Source organism: Streptomyces sp. NPDC093984, assembly GCF_044764595.1.
Classification (GTDB): Bacteria; Actinomycetota; Actinomycetes; order Streptomycetales; family Streptomycetaceae; genus Streptomyces; species Streptomyces cynarae.
Window position 1 is genome coordinate 218,251 of sequence record NZ_JBIWIM010000007.1, and the last position, 18,645, is coordinate 236,895.

The following is an 18,645-nucleotide window of genomic DNA, read 5'->3' on the forward strand; positions in this document are numbered from 1 at the left end:
CTGATGCGTCGATGGGAGAACTGCTGTCCGAGGTGACATCGGATGTGCAGACACTCTTGCGCCAGGAAGTCCACCTGGCGAAAGCCGAGATGCGGCAGGAGGCGACCAAGGCGGGCAAGGCCGCAGGCATGTACGGCGGGGCGGGCTTCGCCGGCGCCATGGTGGCGCTTTTCCTGTCGCTCGCGGCCGTCTTCGGCCTGGCCAACGTCATACACCCAGCCTGGGCAGCCCTGGTCGTCACGGGCATATGGGCAGCTGTCGCAGCGGTTCTCTACGCCCTGGGCCGCTCCCGCATGCGCACCGTGTCGCCGAAACCGCAGCACACCGTGGAAACGCTGAAGGAGGATGTGCAATGGGCACGGCACCCCACGAAATAAGGGCCGACATCCAAGCGACCCGCGACAAGCTCTCCGCGGACGTGTCCCGGCTGGCCGGCAGCGCCCGGCCCCGTCAGATCGTCAAACGTCGCACCCGCCGCGTGCGGGGCGCGATCAAGGGGCTTCGCAACCAGGTGATGGGCACCGTCTCCCAGGCCGCAGGGCAGAGCGCAGACCGTACCCGGCAAGTCGCCCAGTCGGTGCAGGAGGGGGCGCTTGAGGCAGGCCAGTCGGTGCGGGAGACGGCCTCCGGGGCAGCCCAATCGGCGCGGGAGACGGCCTCCGAGACAGCCGGGTCGGTGCAGGCCGCCGTCGGCCAGGCCGCCGAGAGCACCCGGGAGACCGCGCAGCAGACGGGAGAAGCCATCAGACAAGCTCCCCAGCAGGTGGCACGACAAGCTCAGGGGAATCCGCTGGCGGCCGGCCTGATCGCCTTCGGCGCCGGAGCCCTGGCAGCCACCCTCATCCCCACCTCACAGACCGAAGAGCGGGCCGCAGCCCAACTCTCGGAACAGGCCGCGCCGGCCCTCGAACCCGTCAAGGAAGCCGCATCCGAGTCCGGGCAGCAGCTCAAGCAGGCCGCCACCGAATCGGCACAGCAGGCAGCCCAGGAGGTCAAAGACACCGCAACTCAGGCCATGCACGCCACTGCCGAGCAAGCCAAGGACCAGGCCGGCCGAGCCGCCGAGCAGGCCCGCCAATCCGGAAAGACCACCATCGACGAAGCTCGCGGCGACACCAGCGGCCCCTGAGGCAGCACACCTCCTCCACGCGGCGCTGCCCGAACCGAACCCTGCCGACTCTGTTGGCGACACTCTGAGGCCCTGCACAGCAGCGGGTCCAGGGGTCCCGCAGCGCATCCGGCACGATCCACGGCGTCGTGCCGGAACCGCTGCGCGCCGTTCGACCGGACCTGGGTGCCCGAGACCGTGACGCCCAGCTTCGATCAGGGGGTGCTGTCTTCGGTCATGCCTGGGTTCCGATGACGTTGAGGAGCCTGAGCCGGTCGGCGGCGTCGCTGCCGGGAGCGGCGGTATGGGCGACGATCCGCAGATCGCCGTCCGGAGCAGAACGGACCCGTGGCTGTGCTCACCCCGGGGCGATGTGGCATCGCGATCGTACGGGAGCCGCCCGAGGCAAGGCCTCACCCGAGGCTGCCGACTTCACGGATCTCGCACGGCCAGCGACGCACCTGCAAGGTGCCCACGAACTCGAGGGCGATCGTGCCGCACGGAAACACATGTCTCACATGGGCCTCCTGACTGGAGACTGACCACCCCTCTTAGAGTAACCGCCTTGACAGGTGACGTACACGCCTGGGAATCTCGTCACCAGTCAGAGCAGTTACTTCTTGGTGAGGAAAGCCCATGACAGTCGTACGGTTCCATCTCGTCTCCACGCTCAGCCCGAAGGACGTACTGGGCGTGCTGACCGACTTCGGCCCTTCCCGCGCCGAGGCCTGGCCCACGATCGACGCCGCACACTTCGAGGTCCACGACCTCGGTGACACCTGGGCCGAGGTCACCGAGGGCACCGCCGCCGCCTGGGAGCGCGCGCGCTACGAGTGGGAACCGGACGGCGACACGGTCACCATCACCACGCTCGACTCCAAGCTCTTCGGAGCCGGCGGCGGCTGGGTCTTCCGGATGGCCCCCGAGGATGACGGCACCCGGGTCGACGTGGAACTGACGCGGCAGCCGAGCACACTCAAGGGAAAGATGCTCGCCGCACTGCTCCCCCTCGCCGCTCCGCCGTCCTTGCGCAAGTCCTTCACAGGACCCCTGCAGGCCAAGTGAGCCCTCTCTGACCGACCGCGGGAAGCGACAGCCGCGGGCCGGATCCGGCGAGCCGCACGAGGGGCCGGTCGTCGGCCGTAGGTGCGCGGCGACGGCCTCGGTGGGCGCGCCTTGCGGCACCGGCCGCTCGCCACTTTCTTCACCGGCACCGGCACCGGCACCGGGCAGCGACAGCGACAGCGACAGCGACAGCGACAGACAATTGACTTACGTCACATGCCCCGAAGTCCGCAGGACACGCCCCGGCGTCGCCATCGCGTCGACGCAAGCCTCACGGATACCACGCACCGGCGCGGGTGTTCCGTCAACTGCCCGGATCGGGGCCGCCCTTCGACCGTCAACTGACCGATGTGCGGGTCCGGCCCCTGGCGAAGAGTGGTGGGCGCAGACTTCGTCCCACGGAAGGGAACTCCCCTCATGCGTCGTGATCAGTCACCACTGCGGGCGCGTTCGGCGCCCGAGTTCGTGCCGTCGCTGTTGCTGGACCTCGACCAGATGCTCGACGAATTCACCCGGCTGCCGATGCGGGCGAAGTTCCGCTTCGACCCGGACATGCCCGCGGTGATCACGGTCGAGTTCCTGGCGGAACGTGGGCCCAGTCTCATCTGGCACATCGGCCGCGAACTCCTGCACCGCGGGGTGACGTCGATGAGCGGGTGCGGCGACGTGCGGATGTGGCCGGCCCTGCCCGGAGAGCGGCCCACGTCGTGGCTGCTTCTGGAGTCCGAGGAGATGGAGGCCCTGTTCGAGCTGCCCACCGCGCCGCTGGCGGAGTGGCTCGACGCCACCTACCGGACGGTCTCGGCCGAGGCGGAGATGGACGGCCTGAACTGGGACGGATTCCTCAGGGAACTGCTCGACGAACCGGCAGCACCGTCCGAATGACCGCCCGTCCGGCCCGGGCGGGCGGGACTTGCCCCCCATCACGTCACCTGTCAATGTGGTGACGCACAGGGTGCCGTCGTCGGCCCGGTGGATGTTCCACGGGCACACGTGTGCCGCCACCGGCGCCCGACGACAACGCTGTGCGGCAAGCCGCTAATGCGGCGAACGAGGAGGAATGACGTGAGGACCAGCAACCCGATCTTCTCCCGCTGGGGCGCCACCCGTGACGCACGCCCGGTGGGCGCGTATCACCGCGAGCCGGTGGGTGCCACGGTCGACGGCAGCCCGGCCGGTGACTACCGGACCAACCCCTGCGCCTCCCCCGCCGACACCGGCCTGCGCGCCGGCTCGACCGCGGTGACCATGGACGACGTCATCGTCCGCACCGCGACGACCCTCGGCACCGTGGCCCTGACGGCGGTGCTGTCCTGGCTCCTGCTGCCCGTCGACGAGGCGAACATCGGCCGGTCCTACAGCCTGGCCGTGGGCGCCGCCGTCGTCGCCTTCGTCCTGTCCATGGTCCAGGCGTTCAAGCGGACGCCGTCTCCTGCGCTGATCCTCGGGTACGCGGCGTTCGAGGGCGCCTTCCTGGGCGTGCTCTCCAGCACGGTCTCGACCTACATCGCGCCGGGCGTGGTCGTCCAGGCGGTGCTCGGCACCTTCGCCGTGGCCGCGGGCGTGCTCATCGCGTACCGGATGCGCTGGATACGGGTCACCCAGAGGTTCGCCGGATTCCTCGCCGCCGCCGCGACCGGCTTCCTTCTGCTGCTGGTCGCCGACTCTCTCTTCACCGCCTTCGGCGCGGGCAACGGCCTCGGCTTCCACAGCGGCGGCCTCGGCATCGTCTTCGGCGTCATCGGCATCCTGCTCGGTGCGGCCTTCCTCGCCCTGGACCTCAAGCAGGTCGAGGACGCCGTCGCCTACGGCGCCCCGCGGGAGGAGGCCTGGCTGGCCGCCTTCGGTCTCACCACGACGCTCGTGTGGATCTACCTCGAGGTGCTGCGGGTGCTGACGATCTTCAAAAGCGACAACTGAGTTCTCCGACGCCGCAGGGGCATGCGCACCGCGCATGCCCCTGCGGCGTGTCCGCACCCCCGTCCCGCGCGGGCCTGAACTCCGCACCGGAACCGGGCTCGTTCCCATGACGACGGCCCGGGGGCGCCGCCCGGGCACCCCCCGGGCCCCACGAGACCGCCGGAACGGGAGAGACGCGCCATGAGCCGCACGAGCAGTCCCCGTATCAGGACGGCAGAGTGGACCTCGATCCGGTCTTCATGTCGCACACCCCCGGACCGTACGCCCGGCTGCGGAAGCTCGGCCCCAAGAGTTCAACTCCTGCATCATCCGCGGTGTGACGTCCCTCCCGGTGCGTTACCGCGTCACCTGACGGTCCAAGTCCCGTCCGTGCGACACGAAAATCCCGGCCCGCGCCTCGGGGCGCGGGCCGGGACGGCACCGGAAGGGAGTCCTGCGGTCAGACGGTCCGGGTGCGCAGCTGCCGGGACTTCCAGCCCAGCAGCAGGGCCTGGAGGATGAACCACACCCCGCCGCCGGTGGCGTACACCGACAGCACGTCGAGCGAGGGATTGTCGCCCGCGGCCTGGATGTTGTAGAAGATGCCGACGACGAACGACAGCCCGCCCGAGATCAGGGTCGGCCACTGCTTGCCCAGCTCGGGGCCGCGCCGCCGCAGTCCGACGATCACCTGGGCGGCACCGGAGATGACGGCCCAGGCACCGAACACATGGAGCACCGGGGCCTCGCCGCCCACGCCGGCGAGGCCGACCGCGATGGCGGCCAGCGTGCTGAGCACCCCGTTGAGCGCGGTGACCCGGCGCTCGGAACCGTCGGGGGTGGCACGGTAGTCGATCAGTGAGGACACCGCGTCGATCAGCGGATAGACGACCAGCAGCGTGATCGCCACGGCGTCGACGTGCTCGTGGGCTCCGGCGAACGCCAGGGCCCACGCCGCGGCCAGGACGCCGCGGCTCAGGTACAGCCTCATCAGGGAGGAGCGCTCGCCCGTCGTCGCCGGGCTCGAAGGCGTCGCTGTCTGCGTGCTCATGATGGTTCGGCCTTTCTCAGGTCGGGGAGTCGGCGGCGGCCCGGCCGGTCAGTGCCGGGACGGGGAGACGCAGCGGAAGCTGGAGGCGGCAGCCGTGTCGCCGTGGCCCTCGTAGCGGGACACCGACGGGTAGCTGCACAGGTCGCGGGTGATCGGCTGACCATCGGCGTTGACGAGGGTGGCCGGCAGCGTCTGGGGCGCCTTGCCGTGCTCGACCCAGGCGGTGAGCGCGGCGAGGCCGTCGGCCGAACCGTCAAGGCCGTTGAGGCCGCAGTGGTTGGTGTTCGGGGCGAGGAAGAGACGGTAGAAGTCGTCGACCCGCTTGGAGCCGCCCATCTCCCGCTCGACCTGCTTGCGGTACTGCACGGTGCCCTGGGTGGGGATGTACTGGTCGGCCTGGCCGTGCCAGGTCAGCAGCTTGCCGCCGGACTTGCGGAAGGCGGAAAGGTCCGGGTCGTCCGTGCCGATGACCTTGTCGTACTCGGCCTCGGACTGCTTGAACAGCTGCGTGAATCGGCTGTAAGTGATCTTCGAGATGTCGAGGGACGAGTCCTTCGCCACCCACAGCCTGACCCAGTCGGCGGGCACCGGGAACGGCGCTCCCTTGACGTTCCCGTCGGCGTCGGGGTCGGAAACGCCCGCCAGAGCCGCCAGGTTCGCCCCGATCGGGACGCCGGACCACAGCTTCTTGCCCGATGGCGTGCGCGGACCGTCCCAGATCTTGCGCACCACGGCCGCGTCGGCCGCGGTGATGGTCAGCTCCTTGCCGTTGCACACGAGCTTGGTGCCGATCAGCCGGCGCGGGTCGAAGTCGCAGCGGGACGCGTCGTTGACGAGGCCGTCCTTGACGCCGTCGAGGGAGTCGCAGGCCTTGACGGCGGCGTCGGTGAAGGAATTGAACTCGCAGGGCGTCGGGTAGGTCTTCTCGTTGTTCATGACCACCTGCGGCCACAGGGTGGCAACTTCGAACTCGTCCCAGTTGATCGCGGGCGCGTCGGCGAGGATGCCGTCGTAGTCGGTCGGATAGCGCTGGGCCTCCATGTAGCCCTGGCGTCCGCCGGTGGAGCAGCCGGTGAAGTACGAGTAGGAGGCGCGCTTGCCGTAGACCCCGTCGACGACCTCCTTGCCGACGACCGCCGCCTCGTGCTGGGAGCGGGAGGCGAAGTTCTTCAGCAGGGCGGCGTTGACCTGCCCCTTGGTGTTCAGTGCCCAGCTGGTGTCGAGGGCGTCGCCGACGCCGGCGTCCGTGGTGGTCGCCGCGTAGCCGTTCTTGACCGCGGTGGCCAGGCCGACATTGTTGTCCCCGGCGAGGTAGGCGGCGCCCCCGAGTCCCTGGAAGCGGCCGTTCCAGCCGCTGATGGGCAGCCAGGTCCGCACCTTGGCGCGGTCGCTGTCGCCCGGGTGGGTGAGGGTGACCGTGACCTCGCAGAAGGCCGGGACGTCGGTGACCGTGCCCTGCAGGACCCCGGTGCCCTGGATGGTGCCGCCCTCCTGGCGCACCGCCGTCACGGACTGCACCTCGGTGCCGGGCGGGGCCTTCACCGACACCGTGTCGCAATTGAGCGGCGTGGAGGCGGAGTTCTGGGGTTCCGCCGACGCGGTCGGCAGGTACACCGCCGCAGCCAGCGGCACACCGGCCGCGAGGGCGGTCAGAAGTCGTCGTCTCATGGGTATCCATCCGGGAAGTAGGTGTGCGCCTGGTGGCGCGGCGACACATGTGTATGGCGGATGAGCAGGACAGTGGCCGGGGCGGCGGTCTCACCGCGGACGACGTCCGCGCGTGCGCCTCCCTGACCTGGGTGTGCGACCCGAGGCAGCCTCGGGTCCGCCGGAGAATGATCCGGACCTTATTACTGGTCAAGACGGTGACGGAGGGTTGGTTTGAACTTCAGGTGAACCAGTGGCCGGACTCCGTCGACCGGCTCCCACTCTGTACGCACGCCGAGCACCCGACAACAGTCAGATGACGGTCCGCGACCACGGGCCTCGGACGAGGACGGTGACGAACGTGTTAGGTCATTCCGGCAGCGTCCGGGGGCCCGGGATGCCCGTCTCCAACCAGGCGGTCTTGCCCCGGCCGTTCAGGGAATCGCCCGCCGCCCGGGCAACGTCACACCTCGTCCGCTCCCCCGGTCACGCTGCCGTCGCGCTCCTCCCGAAGCCACCGGGAGTGGTACCGCTGCGCCCAGGACCGGCTAACGTATCCGGTACGCATCCCGAGCCTCGCCTCCGGATCCTCGAACGCCTTGCGCATGTGCGCGAGGACGACGAAGGTGATCGCCCAGGCCAGCAGGTCGTGGACGAAGATCGCGCTGGTGCGGGAGATGAAGGGCAGCAGGCCCATGAACCACATCAGCAGGCCGGTGAACATCATCACCAGGACGGCGCCGGCGATCCAGCCCGCGTAGAGCTTCTGCCCCGCGTTGAACTTGCCGGCCGGGCGCGCCTCGGGCGCGGTCCTGCGCCTGCGGACGGCCCGCAGCCACTGCCGGTCGTAGACCGCGAACCGGTTCAGCCTGCGCACGTCCGCGCGGAAGTCGGCCGAGAGGAGTCCCAGCAGGAAGGGCAGCGGCAGCGAGATGCCCGACCACTCGTGCACGGTGACCATCAGGTGCCGGCGCCCGACCAGTTGGGCGAGCGGCCCGAGGTACAGGCAGGCGGCGGAGACCAGGCACACCAGCATCAGGTAGCCGGTGGCCCGGTGGACCATCCGCTCGGCGGTGCTGAAACGGCGGACCCGGTCGGAGGGATCAGGCCGCGTCGCCGTGCCGGTCGGCGCCGTCGAGCCAGCCGTCGATCGCATATCCGCGTTCCTCCCAGTAGCCGGGAACGACCTTGTCGGTGACCGAGATGCCGGACAGCCACTTGGCCGACTTGTAGAAGTACATGGGGGCCACGTAGAGACGGACGGGTCCGCCGTGGTCGTGGGTGATGGGCTTGTCCTGCATGTTCAGTGCCACCAGGACGTCGGAGCGGCGGGCCTGCTCCAGGGTGAGGCTCTCGGTGTAGGCACCGTCGAAGCAGGTGAAGCGGACCGCCGCGCCCGGGGAGCGCACTCCGGCGGCGTCCAGGATGTCCGCCAGCTTCACCCCTTCGAAAGGCGTCTTGTCCACACGCCATCCATCCGTGCACAGCACGTCATGGACGACCCGGGTCTGCGGCATCGCACGCAGGTCGGCGAGCGTGTAGGTCTTCGGCTTCTCCACCAGTCCGCCGACCGTGAGTTCGTAGTTCGTCTCGTCCTTGTGCGGCACCGAGCCGACGACGCTGTAGTACCGGAAGCCGCCCGGATCGGGCAGCAGGCCGGTCAGCCCGGTGGCGTCGACCTGGGAGGCGGCGCCGAGGAACCCCTCCCAGCCACGCTGGAGGTAGGGCGCGGCGGCGAGCCCCGCGGCGCCCGCGCCGAGCATGCCCAGCATCGCCCGCCGTCCCACCGGTGCGCCCTCGGCCCTCGGCTTCGGCTTTCCTGCCATGGTCAGTGTGCCCCTTCCAAGTGGTGACGATCCCGGCGAGGTGCGGACGCACGGCAGACGGCGCCGGCCGGGCGGGTCCACACGTGTGAACATGGTCGAGCCACACAACGACAGCGTCACCTATTCAACTGGTGACGATAGTGTCATGGTCGACGTCCGGCTGTCAACAACACGGCGAACGGGGGCAGCGCGGCATGTGCCCCGCTCGACATGTGCCCACGGGCACACATGCGCTCCGGACGGCCGGAACCGGGCAAGGCCACGACAGGTGCTAAGCTCCGAGAGACGTAGACCGTGTATCGAGGAGTCGCAGACGTGGCGGGTGACGACGACATCTCCGGGTGAGATCCGGATCTGACGGCCACCGGCCGGCGCTCAGGGGCGCTGCCAAGGTGGTCCGTTTCGTCGTACCCCTTTTCCCATGTCTGCCCAGGGCAGAACTCGAAGCTCTGCCCTCAGTACCTCCGAGGTCGCTTCCATGTCCGACGCCGCCATCGTCTGCTCGAACCTCTCCTTCGCCTGGCCCGACGACACCCCGGTCTTCGACGACCTGTCCTTCGCCGCGACCCCCGGCCGTACGGGCCTGGTCGCCCCCAACGGCTCCGGCAAAAGCACCCTGCTCAAGCTGATCGCCGGCCAACTCGAGCCCGCCACCGGCTCGGTGTCCGTCAGCGGCACGCTCGGCTACCTCCCGCAGAGCCTGCCCCTGAGCGCGAACCTCACGGTCGCCGAGGTGCTCGGCGTCGCCGAGGTCATCCGTGCCCTGGATGCCGTGGAGTCCGGCGACGTGAGCGAGGAGCACTTCACCACCATCGGCGACGACTGGGACATCGAGGAGCGCACCCGCGCCCAACTCGACCGTCTCGGCCTGGCCGACCTCTCCCTGGACCGCGGTCTGAGCACGCTCAGCGGGGGCCAGGTCGTCTCGCTCGGCCTCGCGGCCCAGCTGCTCAAGCGCCCCGACGTGCTCCTGCTCGACGAGCCCACCAACAACCTCGACCTTCAGGCCCGGCACAAGCTCTACGACGTGCTGTCGGACTTCAACGGCTGTCTGCTCCTGGTCAGCCACGACCGCGCGCTGCTCGACCGCATGGAACGCATCGCCGAACTCGGCAGCCACGAACTGCGCCTGTACGGCGGCAACTTCAGCGAGTACGAGGAGGCCGTCCGCGCCGAGCGGGAGGTCGCCGAGAAGAACGTCCGCAACGCCGAGCAGGAGCTGAAGCGGGAGAAGCGGGAGATGCAGCAGGCCCGCGAACGCGCCGAGCGCCGCGCGAGCAACGCCGCGCGCAACCTCAAGAACGCCGGTCTGCCCCGCATCTTCGCCGGCAACATGAAGCGGGGCGCGCAGGAGTCCGCGGGCCGGGCCGGGCAGATGCACGCGGCCCGGGTCAGCGAGGCCAGGGCCCGCCTCGACGAGGCCGGGCGCGCGCTGCGCGAGGAGCAGCGCCTCACCCTGGAACTGCCCGACACCAAGGTGCCCGCCGGTCGCAACCTGTTCCTCGGCGAAGGGATGCAGGTGCGTCTCGGAGACGAGGCCGTGTTCGCCGAGGGCGGTGTCGACCTGACCGTCCGGGGTCCGGAGCGCATCGCGCTGACCGGCCCCAACGGCGCGGGCAAGACGACCCTGATGCGTCTGATCACCGGCGACCTCGCCCCGGACAGCGGGGAGATCAAACGCAACGACGGCCGGATGGCCTACCTCTCGCAGCGCCTGGACCTGCTGGACCTGGACCGCACCGTGGCGGAGAACTTCGCCGCGTTCGCCCCCGAGCGCCCCGAGGCGGAGCGGATGAACCTGCTCGCCCGATTCCTCTTCCGGGGCGCACGGGCACACCTGCCGGTCGGGGTGCTCTCCGGCGGGGAACGGCTGCGCGCCACCCTGGCCTGCGTACTGTGCGCCGAACCGGCGCCCCACCTCCTGCTGCTCGACGAGCCGACCAACAACCTCGACCTGGTCAGCGCGGGGCAGCTCGAGAGCGCGCTCAACGCCTACCAGGGCGCCTTCATGGTGGTCAGCCACGACGAGCGGTTCCTCGCCGAGATCGGGGTCAGCCGATGGCTGCGGCTGGCCGACGGCGTGCTCAAGGAGACGGGGGCCCCCGCGGTGTGAGCCGCCGGGAGCGTGCAGTGGCCCGCGTCCGAGGCCCGTGCGCCCGGCGGGCCGACCACCGATCGCGTTGGACGGATTCCTGTGCCCCAGCCCGCTCTGCTCGCCCACGGCCTCGTCCGCTCCCTGGGCGGACGGCGTGTCCTCGACGGCGTCTCCTTGACCGCCTCCCCCGGCCACCGGCTCGCCCTGATCGTGGAGAACGGCGCCGTCAAGTCCACCCCTCTGCGGGTGCTCGCCGGCGTGGACGAACCGGCCTGGGCTCGCCGCGCTGGTGCTGGACGGCCTGGGCTCGGCGCGCTCGGGCACGACCGCACGCTCGGCTCACTGTCCGGCGGGCAACGCGGCCGGCTTGCCCTGGCCGCGCTGCTCAAGCGCAGGTCGTCGGCGCTGCTCCTTGACGAGCCGACCACCCGCCTGTCCCCGGTGCTGTGCGACGAACCGGAGGCCGCGCTGGGCACGGGTCCCGGCGCGATCGTCCTGGCCGGTCACGACCGCTGGCTGCGTCGGCGGTGGCAGGGGCGCGAGTTGCGGCTTCAGGCGGGAGGCGGACAGCGGGAGAGGGCGGCGGTGGCCGGCTCCCGGCCGCCTGACCGGCGCCCGGCGCGCTCGGTGCCGTACGATCACTTCCCCGTCTCACCCGGTTGACCGCATCGAAGGATGACGGTTCTCGTGGCGGTGCTTGCGCTCCACGGGCGTCACCTGTCAAAATGGTGATGTGAATCTCAACCATGTCTTCGTATGCGGGCATCCGGCGCTGGACTTCGCGGCCACCCTCCGCGCCCGGCGCTCGACCCGGTTCGAGATGTTCGTGACCCCGGAGCGGCTCAACGCCTGGTACCTGGAGTCGGGACTGGTGGACACGATCACCCCTGGCGAGGAGGAAGACGTCCGGGAGGCGATCGCCGTGCGCGAGGCGATCTACCAGCTCGTCACCAACCGCAGGCTCGGCGAGGAGTTCGACCGCCAGGCACTCGCCGTGGTCAACGGCGCCGCGCGCAAGACCCCCGCGACTCCGCAGCTCACCCTCACGGGCCGGCACACCGAGGCGACCCCCGAGCAGGCCCTGGCCACCGTCGCCCGGCAGGCCGTCGAACTGCTCAGCGGCCCGGACGTCCCCCTGATGAAGGAGTGCGGCAACCCCGAGTGCACGCGCGTCTACATCGACCGGTCGCGAGGCATGCGGCGGCAGTGGTGCGGCATGGAGTCCTGCGGCAACAAGTACAAGGCCGCCGCCTACCGCGCACGCAAGAAGACCGCGTCCGCCGTGACCGCGCGCTGACCCCTCGACCGCGGGGATCGTGCGGTCGCGGGGATCGTGCGGTCGCGGGCATCGTGCGATCGCGGGCATGGTGCGATCGCGGGCATCGTGCGATCGCGGCGCTAGCCGGAACCAGCGCCCGCAGCGCTGCGAGGGTTTCGCGGAACCTGAGAGCAGCACGCCCCTCGTCCCGCGCGCGGACGGTGGGTGCCGCCTCCCGTGCACTGGGTGGGGAGGCAGCCGGGGAGCCGCCGGACCTGTCCGAGGGGCCCACAGGAGACCGCTTCAACGACTCCCGGCAGGAGGTCTCCGGGAAGGCCCGAGGTGTCTCAGAAATACATGGCTCGGTGGCCGCGGTAGGCGAAGGCGTCGCCGGAGCTGAGGATGGTCACGATGTCCTCGCAGAAGCGCCGGTACGCCGTCTCCCGCTCGTCCGGCAGGGTCACGGAGACGGGCGTTCCCCGGAGCACGACATGTCTCAGCAGGGTGAGCAGCCGCTGCGGGGGAGGATGCACCAAGACCCACGCACGCGAACACATCGGCGCGGCCGAACACACGCAGGCATGGTGGCCGGTGTGCTCCCGCGGGCCGTGTACGTCCTGTGCGCCGGAGGAACCGCCCACGTTCCCGTCTCCGAACTGCGGGCATTCCACCCGCGGGTGGGGCGCTCGACCTGCCCGGCGGCCCCACTCCCGTGCACACAACGGGGCACACCCGCGGCCACTGCGCCTACCACCTGGCCGACAGCGGCATCCCTGATCACCGGCGACGCCCGGGTGACCGCGCACCCGACGTCACGGATGAACGGACCGCAACTGCTGCCCGCCATATTTCACACCGAACGCTCCCGCACCCTCGACTCGCTGGCCCGATCGAGAGCATGGACGCGGACGTGCTGCTTCCCGACTACGGACCCGTGCACCACGGTTCGGCGAAGGAGGCGGCCCCTGCGGCCCGTGGGCGTGCCACAGGGTGACGGATCCGGACCCACATATCGGGGAGAGTCAGGTCATCCGGGCCCACCATGCTCAGGCCCGACACACAAATCCGCGTAAAGGGTCGTCACGGAAGGTTCGGTGACACACTTGCCGGGCAGTCTGCGCGAAGGAGCCTCGTGCGGGTGGCGGCCGCGTGCCTTGAGCGGCCGAAGAGAAATCGGCACCAGCTACATGCACAAGTACATCGGCGCTTATCGTGAAAGGTGAACATGCCCGGCGTACCGTCCGGCATTGACACTTATCTGCACGGGACCCTCGGCGTGGGTACCATGCGCAACGTCATCCATATCGAGGGAGTGAAACGGTTGTGACCAGCCAATCAGCCGGCACGCTCCGATCGCGGTTGGTAGAACAAGCCGCGTCGGACCTGGAGGAGAACCGCCGTCGACAGCAGGAGTTGACGGAGAAGCTCACCGTGTTGAAGCAGGAGGAGGCCCTCCTGTCGGACATCCTGAGCCTCGCCCAGCGGTATGAGGGCTTCGCAGACTCGTCACGTCTCCCCGAACAGTTGCAGGACGAGCCCGTCGTCGCGAAGCCGAAGCGATCCCCTGCCGGAGCCGCTGCGCGACGCTCGGCCTCGGCCAGGACCGCTCCGGCGGGTGACGCGGCGAAGGCCGGCGCGAAGGGGAAGTCGCGCCGTCCTCTGCTCGGTGACCTCCTGTTGGAGCTGCTCGGCAAGCACGACGGGCCGCGCCTGGCGAAGGAACTGCGGGACGAACTTCTGGAGAGGTACCCGGACCGCAACCCGACGCCGCAGGTGGTGCGGAACACCCTCGAGTCCCTGGTCGCCAAGGGACGCATCCAGCGTCACAAGCAACAGCGTTCCGTCATGTACACCCTCGTCAAGTCGCGGGTGGCCGGCTGACACCTCCGCTCGTCCCGCGCGCGGTGGCTCCCGCGACCGGACGCGGGTGTGTGCCGTGCGACGCTGTCCGCCGCGGGACGGAGAGGCACATGTGCGCCCGAGCGAGCCGCGCGAGCTGAAACCGGCCGCCTCCACGACCTTGGGCTCAGGCCGGGACGTCCAGTGCCACGTCCGACCGCCACTTCCCCACGTTGAGCACGGGTTCCTGCAGCCGTACCGCCAGAGCCGCCACCCGGGACCGTCGACCAGTTGGGCGGAGCGGCCTACCGTGGTCGTCGCTGAGTTCGGTGTGGGCAAGGTAGAGCCGGGCTCCCATCCCGGAACACACACTCGGTTGCCGCACTCACAGGTGTGACCTCGTCGGGGTGCGCGTCCGTCGCAAGATTCCTAACCTCGCCATATGTTGTCGAACGCGCCCTGCTCGACACCCCGGCGCAACCGTACTGCCTCCAACTCCGTCACCGCCTCCCCGACGGCGGCCAGAACCGTGTTCACCGCGTCCCCCTCTGGGCTCTCACACGCGTCCGACGGGGTGTCGCCGATCCTCAGGACGGCCGTCAGAGTGGCGAGGACCGGATCGCCCGAGGCCCGACGCTCCTCCGCCCGCCGGCGCTCCGGGGAGTCTGCCGGCACGGTCCGCGCGAAGCGCGACCGGAGACCGTGACCCCGCGGGTGGACGATGAGCCCGGCCCGTTCCAGGTCGTCCACGTAGGCCGCGGCGAGTTCGCTGCCGCGGCGCCACAGCCAGTCCTCGACCGTCTCGTACGGCTCCCGCCGGACGAGCAAGGCGAGTGCCTGGTCCAGCAGGCGGTCACCCGTCGCCACCCGCGTACCGGGCACCATGCGGTCGCCGACCAGCGTCAGCGCCCCGCTCTCCAGCAGATCGACCGCCTCGGCCCCCGCCAGCGCGAGGGAGAGGTCGCCCTGCTCCACGGGCCGGTCGGGAGGCACTCCCAGGGCGATCAGCGCGAGGTCGTGTGCGGTGGTCATGAGTCCCTCCTGGTCTCCAGCAGGCGCAGCCACACCTCGCTGATCGTGGGGAATGCGGGTACGGCGTGCCAGAGGCGCTCGACGGGCATTTCCGCGGTGATGGCGACGGTGGCCGAGTACAGCAGTTCGGCGACGCCCGGCCCGGCGAACGTGGCGCCGACGACGACCTGACGGTCCCGGTCGATGAGGACGCGGGCCTTGCCCCGGTAGTCGGGGCGGTACTGGAGGGCGCCCGCGAGGTGGCCTATCTCGTAGTCGACGACCTCGACGGCGCGACCGGTGCGTTCGGCCTCGCGGGCGGTCAGGCCCACGGAGGCGACCTCGGGGTCGGTGAAGACGACGCCCGGGACGGCCTCGGTGTCGGCCGTGCTGCTGTGCGGCGCCCAGCGGCCGGTGTCCAGTCGCTCACCGCGGGCCCGCGCGACGATCACGGCACCGGCGATGCGGGCCTGGTACTTGCCCTGGTGGGTGAAGAGCGCCCGGCGATTGACGTCTCCCACGGCGTACAGCCAGTTCCCGGGGACGGCGGTGACCGTCAGACTGTCGTCGGTGGCGATCCAGTCACCCGGGGCCAGTCCCACGGTGTCGAGCCCGATGTCCTCCGAACGCGGGGCGCGGCCGGTGGCGAAGAGGATCTCGTCGGCGGTGAGTTCACCGCCGTCAGACAGCGTGATCCGGACCTCTCCGTCGCGCACCCGCTGCGCGGCGACGACCGAGACGTTGAACCGCACGTCCGCGCCGGCCTCTCGCAGCCGCTCGGTGACCAGTTCCCCCGCGAAGGGCTCCATGCGGGGCAGCAGCCCCTCCCCCCGGGCGAGCAGGGTCACCCGGCTGCCCAGCGCCTGCCAGGCGGTGGCCATCTCGACGCCCACCACACCGGCCCCGGCGACCGCCAGGCGGCCGGACGGCTTCCGGGCACTGGTCGCCTCCCGGCTGGTCCAGGGCCTCAGGTTCTCGATGCCGGGCAGCGGGGGCAGGGCCGCCCGGCTGCCGGTGCACACGGCGACGGCGTGCCGGGCGCGTAGACGGACGGTGTCGCCGGCCGGCGTCCGCACCGACACCTCGCGCTCCCCCGCCAGGCGTCCGTGACCGCGCAGCAGGTCGATGCCTGCCGATTCGATCCACTCGACCTGGCCGTCGTCCTTCCAGTCGGCGGCCATGCGGTCGCGGTGCGCCAGGACGGCCTCGGTGTCCAGCGGGCCCTTGACGGCGGGGCCGAGCCCGGGAACGTGTACGGCGTCGGCGCGGAGCAGGGCCGGGCGCAGCAATGCCTTGCTGGGTTCGCAGGCCCAGTACGAGCATTCGCCGCCGGCGAGTTCGCTCTCCACGATGACGGTGCTCAGGCCCGCGGCGCTTGTGCGGTCCGCGACGTTCTCGCCGACCGGTCCTGCGCCGATCACGATGACGTCGTAGGTGCGGATGTTCTCGGTCGTCATGTGTGCTCCGGTGGATGGACGTCGGTCGGTCGGACAGGGCCGGTCGGACGGGGATCGGTCGGACAGGGCCGGTCGGATGGGCTCGGTCGGACAGGGCCGGTCGGATGGGCTCGGTCGGACGGGGGTCGGTCGGACGGGGGTCGGTCGGATGGGTGTCCTACCCGGTTGATGTGGCGGTCCCGGCGCGGCGGGCAGGCCGGCCGCGCCGGGACCGGGGCTCAGCGGCCGGGGGCGCGCACGGTGACCTCCTGGAGGAACCACTCGTTGCCGTCCAGGTCCTTGAAGGCCGCGAAGGTGCCGTAGCTGGCCCGCTCGGGGTGCAGACCGGGAACGCGGTGGGAGTCGCCGGCGTGATGGAAGGCGCCTGTCTCGTCACGGAACGGGCCGGAGACCTCCACACCGCGGGATTCCAGCTCCTTCTGGGCCTCGACGATGTCGGTGACGGTCAGCTGCAGGCCGTGGAGCGTGCCCGCCTCCTGCCGGGTGAGACCCTCGCCGAAGATGATCGAGCACTCGGAGCCGGGCGGGGTCACCTGCACGATCCGGTAGCCGTCGTTGATCGGGAAGTCGGCGTCGAGGCGCCAGCCGAGCCGCTCCACGTAGAAGCGCTTGGCACGGTCCACGTCGGACACCGGGAGAACGACGACTTCGAGCTTCATGTCCACGGCTGTGATCCTGCTTTCGATGGTTCGGACGATCGGACAGGTTGGGTCGGTGGCGGTGCCACCGAGGACGAACGTGCTGAGCGTGAGCCCCGCTGTGAGCACCGTGACCACGCCCGCTACCGGCACTCACGGCCACGTCGATGGGCGCTGTGCCCTCACTGTCGGCCGCTAGCGATGTGTGCCGCATCAGTCACCTGACGGTGTGTCCCTGCCGGTCCTCCGTCGCGGGCCCTTAAGCCATGCGGCTCCTGGTGTGTCCCACCGGCCCGCTCCGACAGCGGTGACCAATTCCTTACTGAACACACCGGCACCGAACAGTCTTGGGATACGTGTGAGGGTTGGGCGCTCCGCCCTCCATGGGCCACCGCCGTCGAGGGCGCCCTCACATGTCACGGCCGACACCGCTGACATTCCGCGTCGTGCGGTCGCCCGCTCGGGCGGGACCCCCACGGGCCAGCCGCACCCACGGGCCTTCCCCGTGGGGCGCCGCCCGTCAGAGGAAGCTGGATGCGGGCGGACCGTATCCCAAGAGCACCACGCTCTCCGCCCAGGTCCACAACTGCGAGACGGTGGGCCACGCACGCTCCTCGGAGTCTGCCGCGCTCTGGGGCGGCCGCTCGGCGGGGACGGCGGCGGAGACGCTGCTGCGAGCGGGACGCCGGAGCCTGACGTGCCCTACAGGTGTGTGCGCCGTGGCGGCCATGTCGTGCCCTCGCTCTTCGGTAGGTGTGTGGTGGGTCTGGCCGGGAAGGGGGCGGGTCCCGTGCCGGGGGAAGGGGCACGGGACCCGCGGCCTGGGGAAAGGACGGGTCAGGCGGCGGCACCGGCGTTGATGGTGACGGGGACGTTGTCGCGCGTGGCCTTGGAGTACGGGCAGATCTGGTGGGCGGCGTGCGCGAGTTCCTCGGCGGTGGCCTGGTCCACGCCGCCGAGGACGGGGTTGAGGACCGCGGAGAGGGAGAACTCGCCGTCGTCGCCGTGGATGAGGGTGATCTCTTGGGCCACCTACCTCCCGACCAGGACGCTCTCCTTCATCACCGGCTGAGGCGGTGATGAAATCATGGCACTTCTTCGCGTCACCCGTCAAGGTGGTGACTGATGTCTTTTGGCGGTCTCCGCCACGTGTCACGCCGAACCGGTCAACCCGCCGACGCTTCAGAGTGGCTGCGCCTGGCGGCGACAGACGGGCCCACACCGTTCGACGCGTTGTACAGGACCTTCGCGGCCGGCCTGTACGCCAGGCGTCCGAGCAGCGGGGCCCCGGATGGAACCAGCCGCATGAATGACGGTTCACCTGGCCGACCTGGTCCAGAGCCGGCACTCAGGCGGGCGGCCCGGTCGGCGAGAGAGGCACGGCAGTCGCCGGCCGGAGTGAAGGCTCTACAGGCCCAGGTCGAGGGCCAGGCACGAGTAGTACTGCCACGAGCCCTCGGGGTTGAACGAGGCAGGACCCCCACCACTCGGCGCGGCCTTCACCTCTTCGGTCATATCCTCGAAGCGGATCCGCTCGGGAAGCGCCCCGAAGCGCGCGTGCCGTGCCGCCGCGTCCGCATCCATGGCGAGTTCCTTGTCCATGACCATGCTCCACTTCGTTGATCGTGGATGGAGTCCTACGTGCCGCCTTCGGCGACCACTGTCAGCGTGCACCATCCTTCGTCACCGATCAAGATGGTGACGGAGTGGTGAAGAACACCGGCGGAGCCGCTCCAAAGCGAGACTCCGTA

18 protein-coding genes are annotated in these 18,645 nt (G+C 70.3%); 9 read left to right on the top strand and 9 right to left on the bottom strand.

Features of this window, described 5'->3' with window-relative positions; translation table 11 throughout:
- Window positions 1-11: 11 nt before the first annotated feature.
- From ACIRC0_RS25405 to ACIRC0_RS25425, 5 genes are all read left to right on the top strand, one after another.
- Window positions 12-377, top strand: a complete 366-nt coding sequence (locus ACIRC0_RS25405; RefSeq protein WP_403619637.1) for a phage holin family protein — start codon at window positions 12-14, stop codon at window positions 375-377.
- The gene (locus ACIRC0_RS25410; protein ID WP_403619640.1) at window positions 353-1,129 is read left to right on the top strand and encodes a DUF3618 domain-containing protein; all 777 of its coding nucleotides are present in this window, start codon (window positions 353-355) and stop codon (window positions 1,127-1,129) included. The genes ACIRC0_RS25405 and ACIRC0_RS25410 overlap by 25 nt, the downstream gene beginning before the upstream one ends.
- 615 nt (window positions 1,130-1,744) lie before the next feature.
- Complete coding sequence (locus ACIRC0_RS25415) at window positions 1,745-2,173, top strand: hypothetical protein (protein ID WP_403619643.1); 429 nt, start codon at window positions 1,745-1,747, stop codon at window positions 2,171-2,173.
- 417 nt (window positions 2,174-2,590) lie between these two features.
- The gene (locus ACIRC0_RS25420) at window positions 2,591-3,058 is read left to right on the top strand and encodes an SsgA family sporulation/cell division regulator (protein ID WP_403619647.1); all 468 of its coding nucleotides are present in this window, start codon (window positions 2,591-2,593) and stop codon (window positions 3,056-3,058) included.
- A 180-nt stretch (window positions 3,059-3,238) separates the two neighbouring features.
- Window positions 3,239-4,093: a Bax inhibitor-1/YccA family protein gene (locus ACIRC0_RS25425; RefSeq protein WP_403619650.1), complete on the top strand. Its 855-nt coding sequence runs from the start codon at window positions 3,239-3,241 to the stop codon at window positions 4,091-4,093.
- Window positions 4,094-4,532: 439 nt separating this feature from the next.
- Here ACIRC0_RS25425 and ACIRC0_RS25430 read toward each other — a convergent pair whose 3' ends face one another.
- The 4 genes from ACIRC0_RS25430 to ACIRC0_RS25445 form a co-directional block, all read right to left on the bottom strand.
- Window positions 4,533-5,123 (bottom strand): DUF308 domain-containing protein, encoded by a 591-nt coding sequence (locus ACIRC0_RS25430; RefSeq protein ID WP_403619653.1) that lies wholly within the window; start codon window positions 5,121-5,123, stop codon window positions 4,533-4,535.
- A 48-nt stretch (window positions 5,124-5,171) separates the two neighbouring features.
- The gene (locus tag ACIRC0_RS25435) at window positions 5,172-6,791 is read right to left on the bottom strand and encodes a tannase/feruloyl esterase family alpha/beta hydrolase (protein WP_403619656.1); all 1,620 of its coding nucleotides are present in this window, start codon (window positions 6,789-6,791) and stop codon (window positions 5,172-5,174) included.
- 442 nt (window positions 6,792-7,233) lie between these two features.
- Window positions 7,234-7,926 (bottom strand): cytochrome b/b6 domain-containing protein, encoded by a 693-nt coding sequence (locus ACIRC0_RS25440; RefSeq protein ID WP_403619659.1) that lies wholly within the window; start codon window positions 7,924-7,926, stop codon window positions 7,234-7,236.
- On the bottom strand, window positions 7,874-8,596 hold the full coding sequence (locus tag ACIRC0_RS25445; protein ID WP_403619662.1) for a molybdopterin-dependent oxidoreductase: 723 nt from the start codon (window positions 8,594-8,596) through the stop codon (window positions 7,874-7,876). The genes ACIRC0_RS25440 and ACIRC0_RS25445 overlap by 53 nt, the downstream gene beginning before the upstream one ends.
- 478 nt (window positions 8,597-9,074) lie before the next feature.
- Here ACIRC0_RS25445 and abc-f point away from each other — a divergent pair, with 478 nt between their 5' ends.
- The 4 genes from abc-f (at window position 9,075) to ACIRC0_RS25465 (ending at window position 13,830) form a co-directional block, all read left to right on the top strand.
- Complete coding sequence (gene abc-f / locus ACIRC0_RS25450; RefSeq protein WP_403619665.1) at window positions 9,075-10,709, top strand: ribosomal protection-like ABC-F family protein; 1,635 nt, start codon at window positions 9,075-9,077, stop codon at window positions 10,707-10,709.
- Window positions 10,710-10,790: 81 nt separating this feature from the next.
- Window positions 10,791-11,354, top strand: a complete 564-nt coding sequence (locus ACIRC0_RS25455; RefSeq protein ID WP_403619668.1) for an ATP-binding cassette domain-containing protein — start codon at window positions 10,791-10,793, stop codon at window positions 11,352-11,354.
- A 70-nt stretch (window positions 11,355-11,424) separates the two neighbouring features.
- Complete coding sequence (locus ACIRC0_RS25460) at window positions 11,425-11,988, top strand: CGNR zinc finger domain-containing protein (RefSeq protein WP_403619671.1); 564 nt, start codon at window positions 11,425-11,427, stop codon at window positions 11,986-11,988.
- Between the two features lie 1,284 nt (window positions 11,989-13,272).
- Complete coding sequence (locus tag ACIRC0_RS25465) at window positions 13,273-13,830, top strand: hypothetical protein (RefSeq protein WP_403619674.1); 558 nt, start codon at window positions 13,273-13,275, stop codon at window positions 13,828-13,830.
- A gap of 387 nt (window positions 13,831-14,217) precedes the next feature.
- On the opposite strand, the gene ACIRC0_RS25470 is transcribed toward ACIRC0_RS25465, so the two are convergent.
- From ACIRC0_RS25470 to ACIRC0_RS25490, 5 genes are all read right to left on the bottom strand, one after another.
- Window positions 14,218-14,820 (bottom strand): GPP34 family phosphoprotein, encoded by a 603-nt coding sequence (locus tag ACIRC0_RS25470; RefSeq protein ID WP_403619677.1) that lies wholly within the window; start codon window positions 14,818-14,820, stop codon window positions 14,218-14,220.
- On the bottom strand, window positions 14,817-16,256 hold the full coding sequence (locus ACIRC0_RS25475) for a dihydrolipoyl dehydrogenase family protein (RefSeq protein WP_403619679.1): 1,440 nt from the start codon (window positions 16,254-16,256) through the stop codon (window positions 14,817-14,819). The genes ACIRC0_RS25470 and ACIRC0_RS25475 overlap by 4 nt, the downstream gene beginning before the upstream one ends.
- A 218-nt stretch (window positions 16,257-16,474) precedes the next feature.
- On the bottom strand, window positions 16,475-16,921 hold the full coding sequence (locus ACIRC0_RS25480; protein WP_403619682.1) for a VOC family protein: 447 nt from the start codon (window positions 16,919-16,921) through the stop codon (window positions 16,475-16,477).
- 810 nt (window positions 16,922-17,731) lie between these two features.
- Complete coding sequence (locus tag ACIRC0_RS25485) at window positions 17,732-17,926, bottom strand: hypothetical protein (protein ID WP_403619685.1); 195 nt, start codon at window positions 17,924-17,926, stop codon at window positions 17,732-17,734.
- Between the two features lie 375 nt (window positions 17,927-18,301).
- Window positions 18,302-18,496, bottom strand: a complete 195-nt coding sequence (locus ACIRC0_RS25490) for a hypothetical protein (RefSeq protein WP_403619688.1) — start codon at window positions 18,494-18,496, stop codon at window positions 18,302-18,304.
- Window positions 18,497-18,645: the final 149 nt, after the last annotated feature.

Bases quoted from the DNA above. Each gene is read 5' to 3' on its own strand.
- ACIRC0_RS25440 (WP_403619659.1), bottom strand. From the start codon at position 7,926: ATGCGATCGACGGCTGGCTCGACGGCGCCGACCGGCACGGCGACGCGG.
- abc-f (WP_403619665.1), top strand. From the start codon at position 9,075: ATGTCCGACGCCGCCATCGTCTGCTCGAACCTCTCCTTCGCCTGGCCC.
- ACIRC0_RS25490 (WP_403619688.1), bottom strand. From the start codon at position 18,496: ATGGACAAGGAACTCGCCATGGATGCGGACGCGGCGGCACGGCACGCG.
- ACIRC0_RS25405 (WP_403619637.1), top strand. From the start codon at position 12: ATGGGAGAACTGCTGTCCGAGGTGACATCGGATGTGCAGACACTCTTG.
- ACIRC0_RS25415 (WP_403619643.1), top strand. From the start codon at position 1,745: ATGACAGTCGTACGGTTCCATCTCGTCTCCACGCTCAGCCCGAAGGAC.
- ACIRC0_RS25470 (WP_403619677.1), bottom strand. From the start codon at position 14,820: ATGACCACCGCACACGACCTCGCGCTGATCGCCCTGGGAGTGCCTCCC.
- ACIRC0_RS25475 (WP_403619679.1), bottom strand. From the start codon at position 16,256: ATGACGACCGAGAACATCCGCACCTACGACGTCATCGTGATCGGCGCA.
- ACIRC0_RS25410 (WP_403619640.1), top strand. From the start codon at position 353: ATGGGCACGGCACCCCACGAAATAAGGGCCGACATCCAAGCGACCCGC.
- ACIRC0_RS25430 (WP_403619653.1), bottom strand. From the start codon at position 5,123: ATGAGCACGCAGACAGCGACGCCTTCGAGCCCGGCGACGACGGGCGAG.
- ACIRC0_RS25420 (WP_403619647.1), top strand. From the start codon at position 2,591: ATGCGTCGTGATCAGTCACCACTGCGGGCGCGTTCGGCGCCCGAGTTC.
- ACIRC0_RS25435 (WP_403619656.1), bottom strand. From the start codon at position 6,791: ATGAGACGACGACTTCTGACCGCCCTCGCGGCCGGTGTGCCGCTGGCT.
- ACIRC0_RS25445 (WP_403619662.1), bottom strand. From the start codon at position 8,596: ATGGCAGGAAAGCCGAAGCCGAGGGCCGAGGGCGCACCGGTGGGACGG.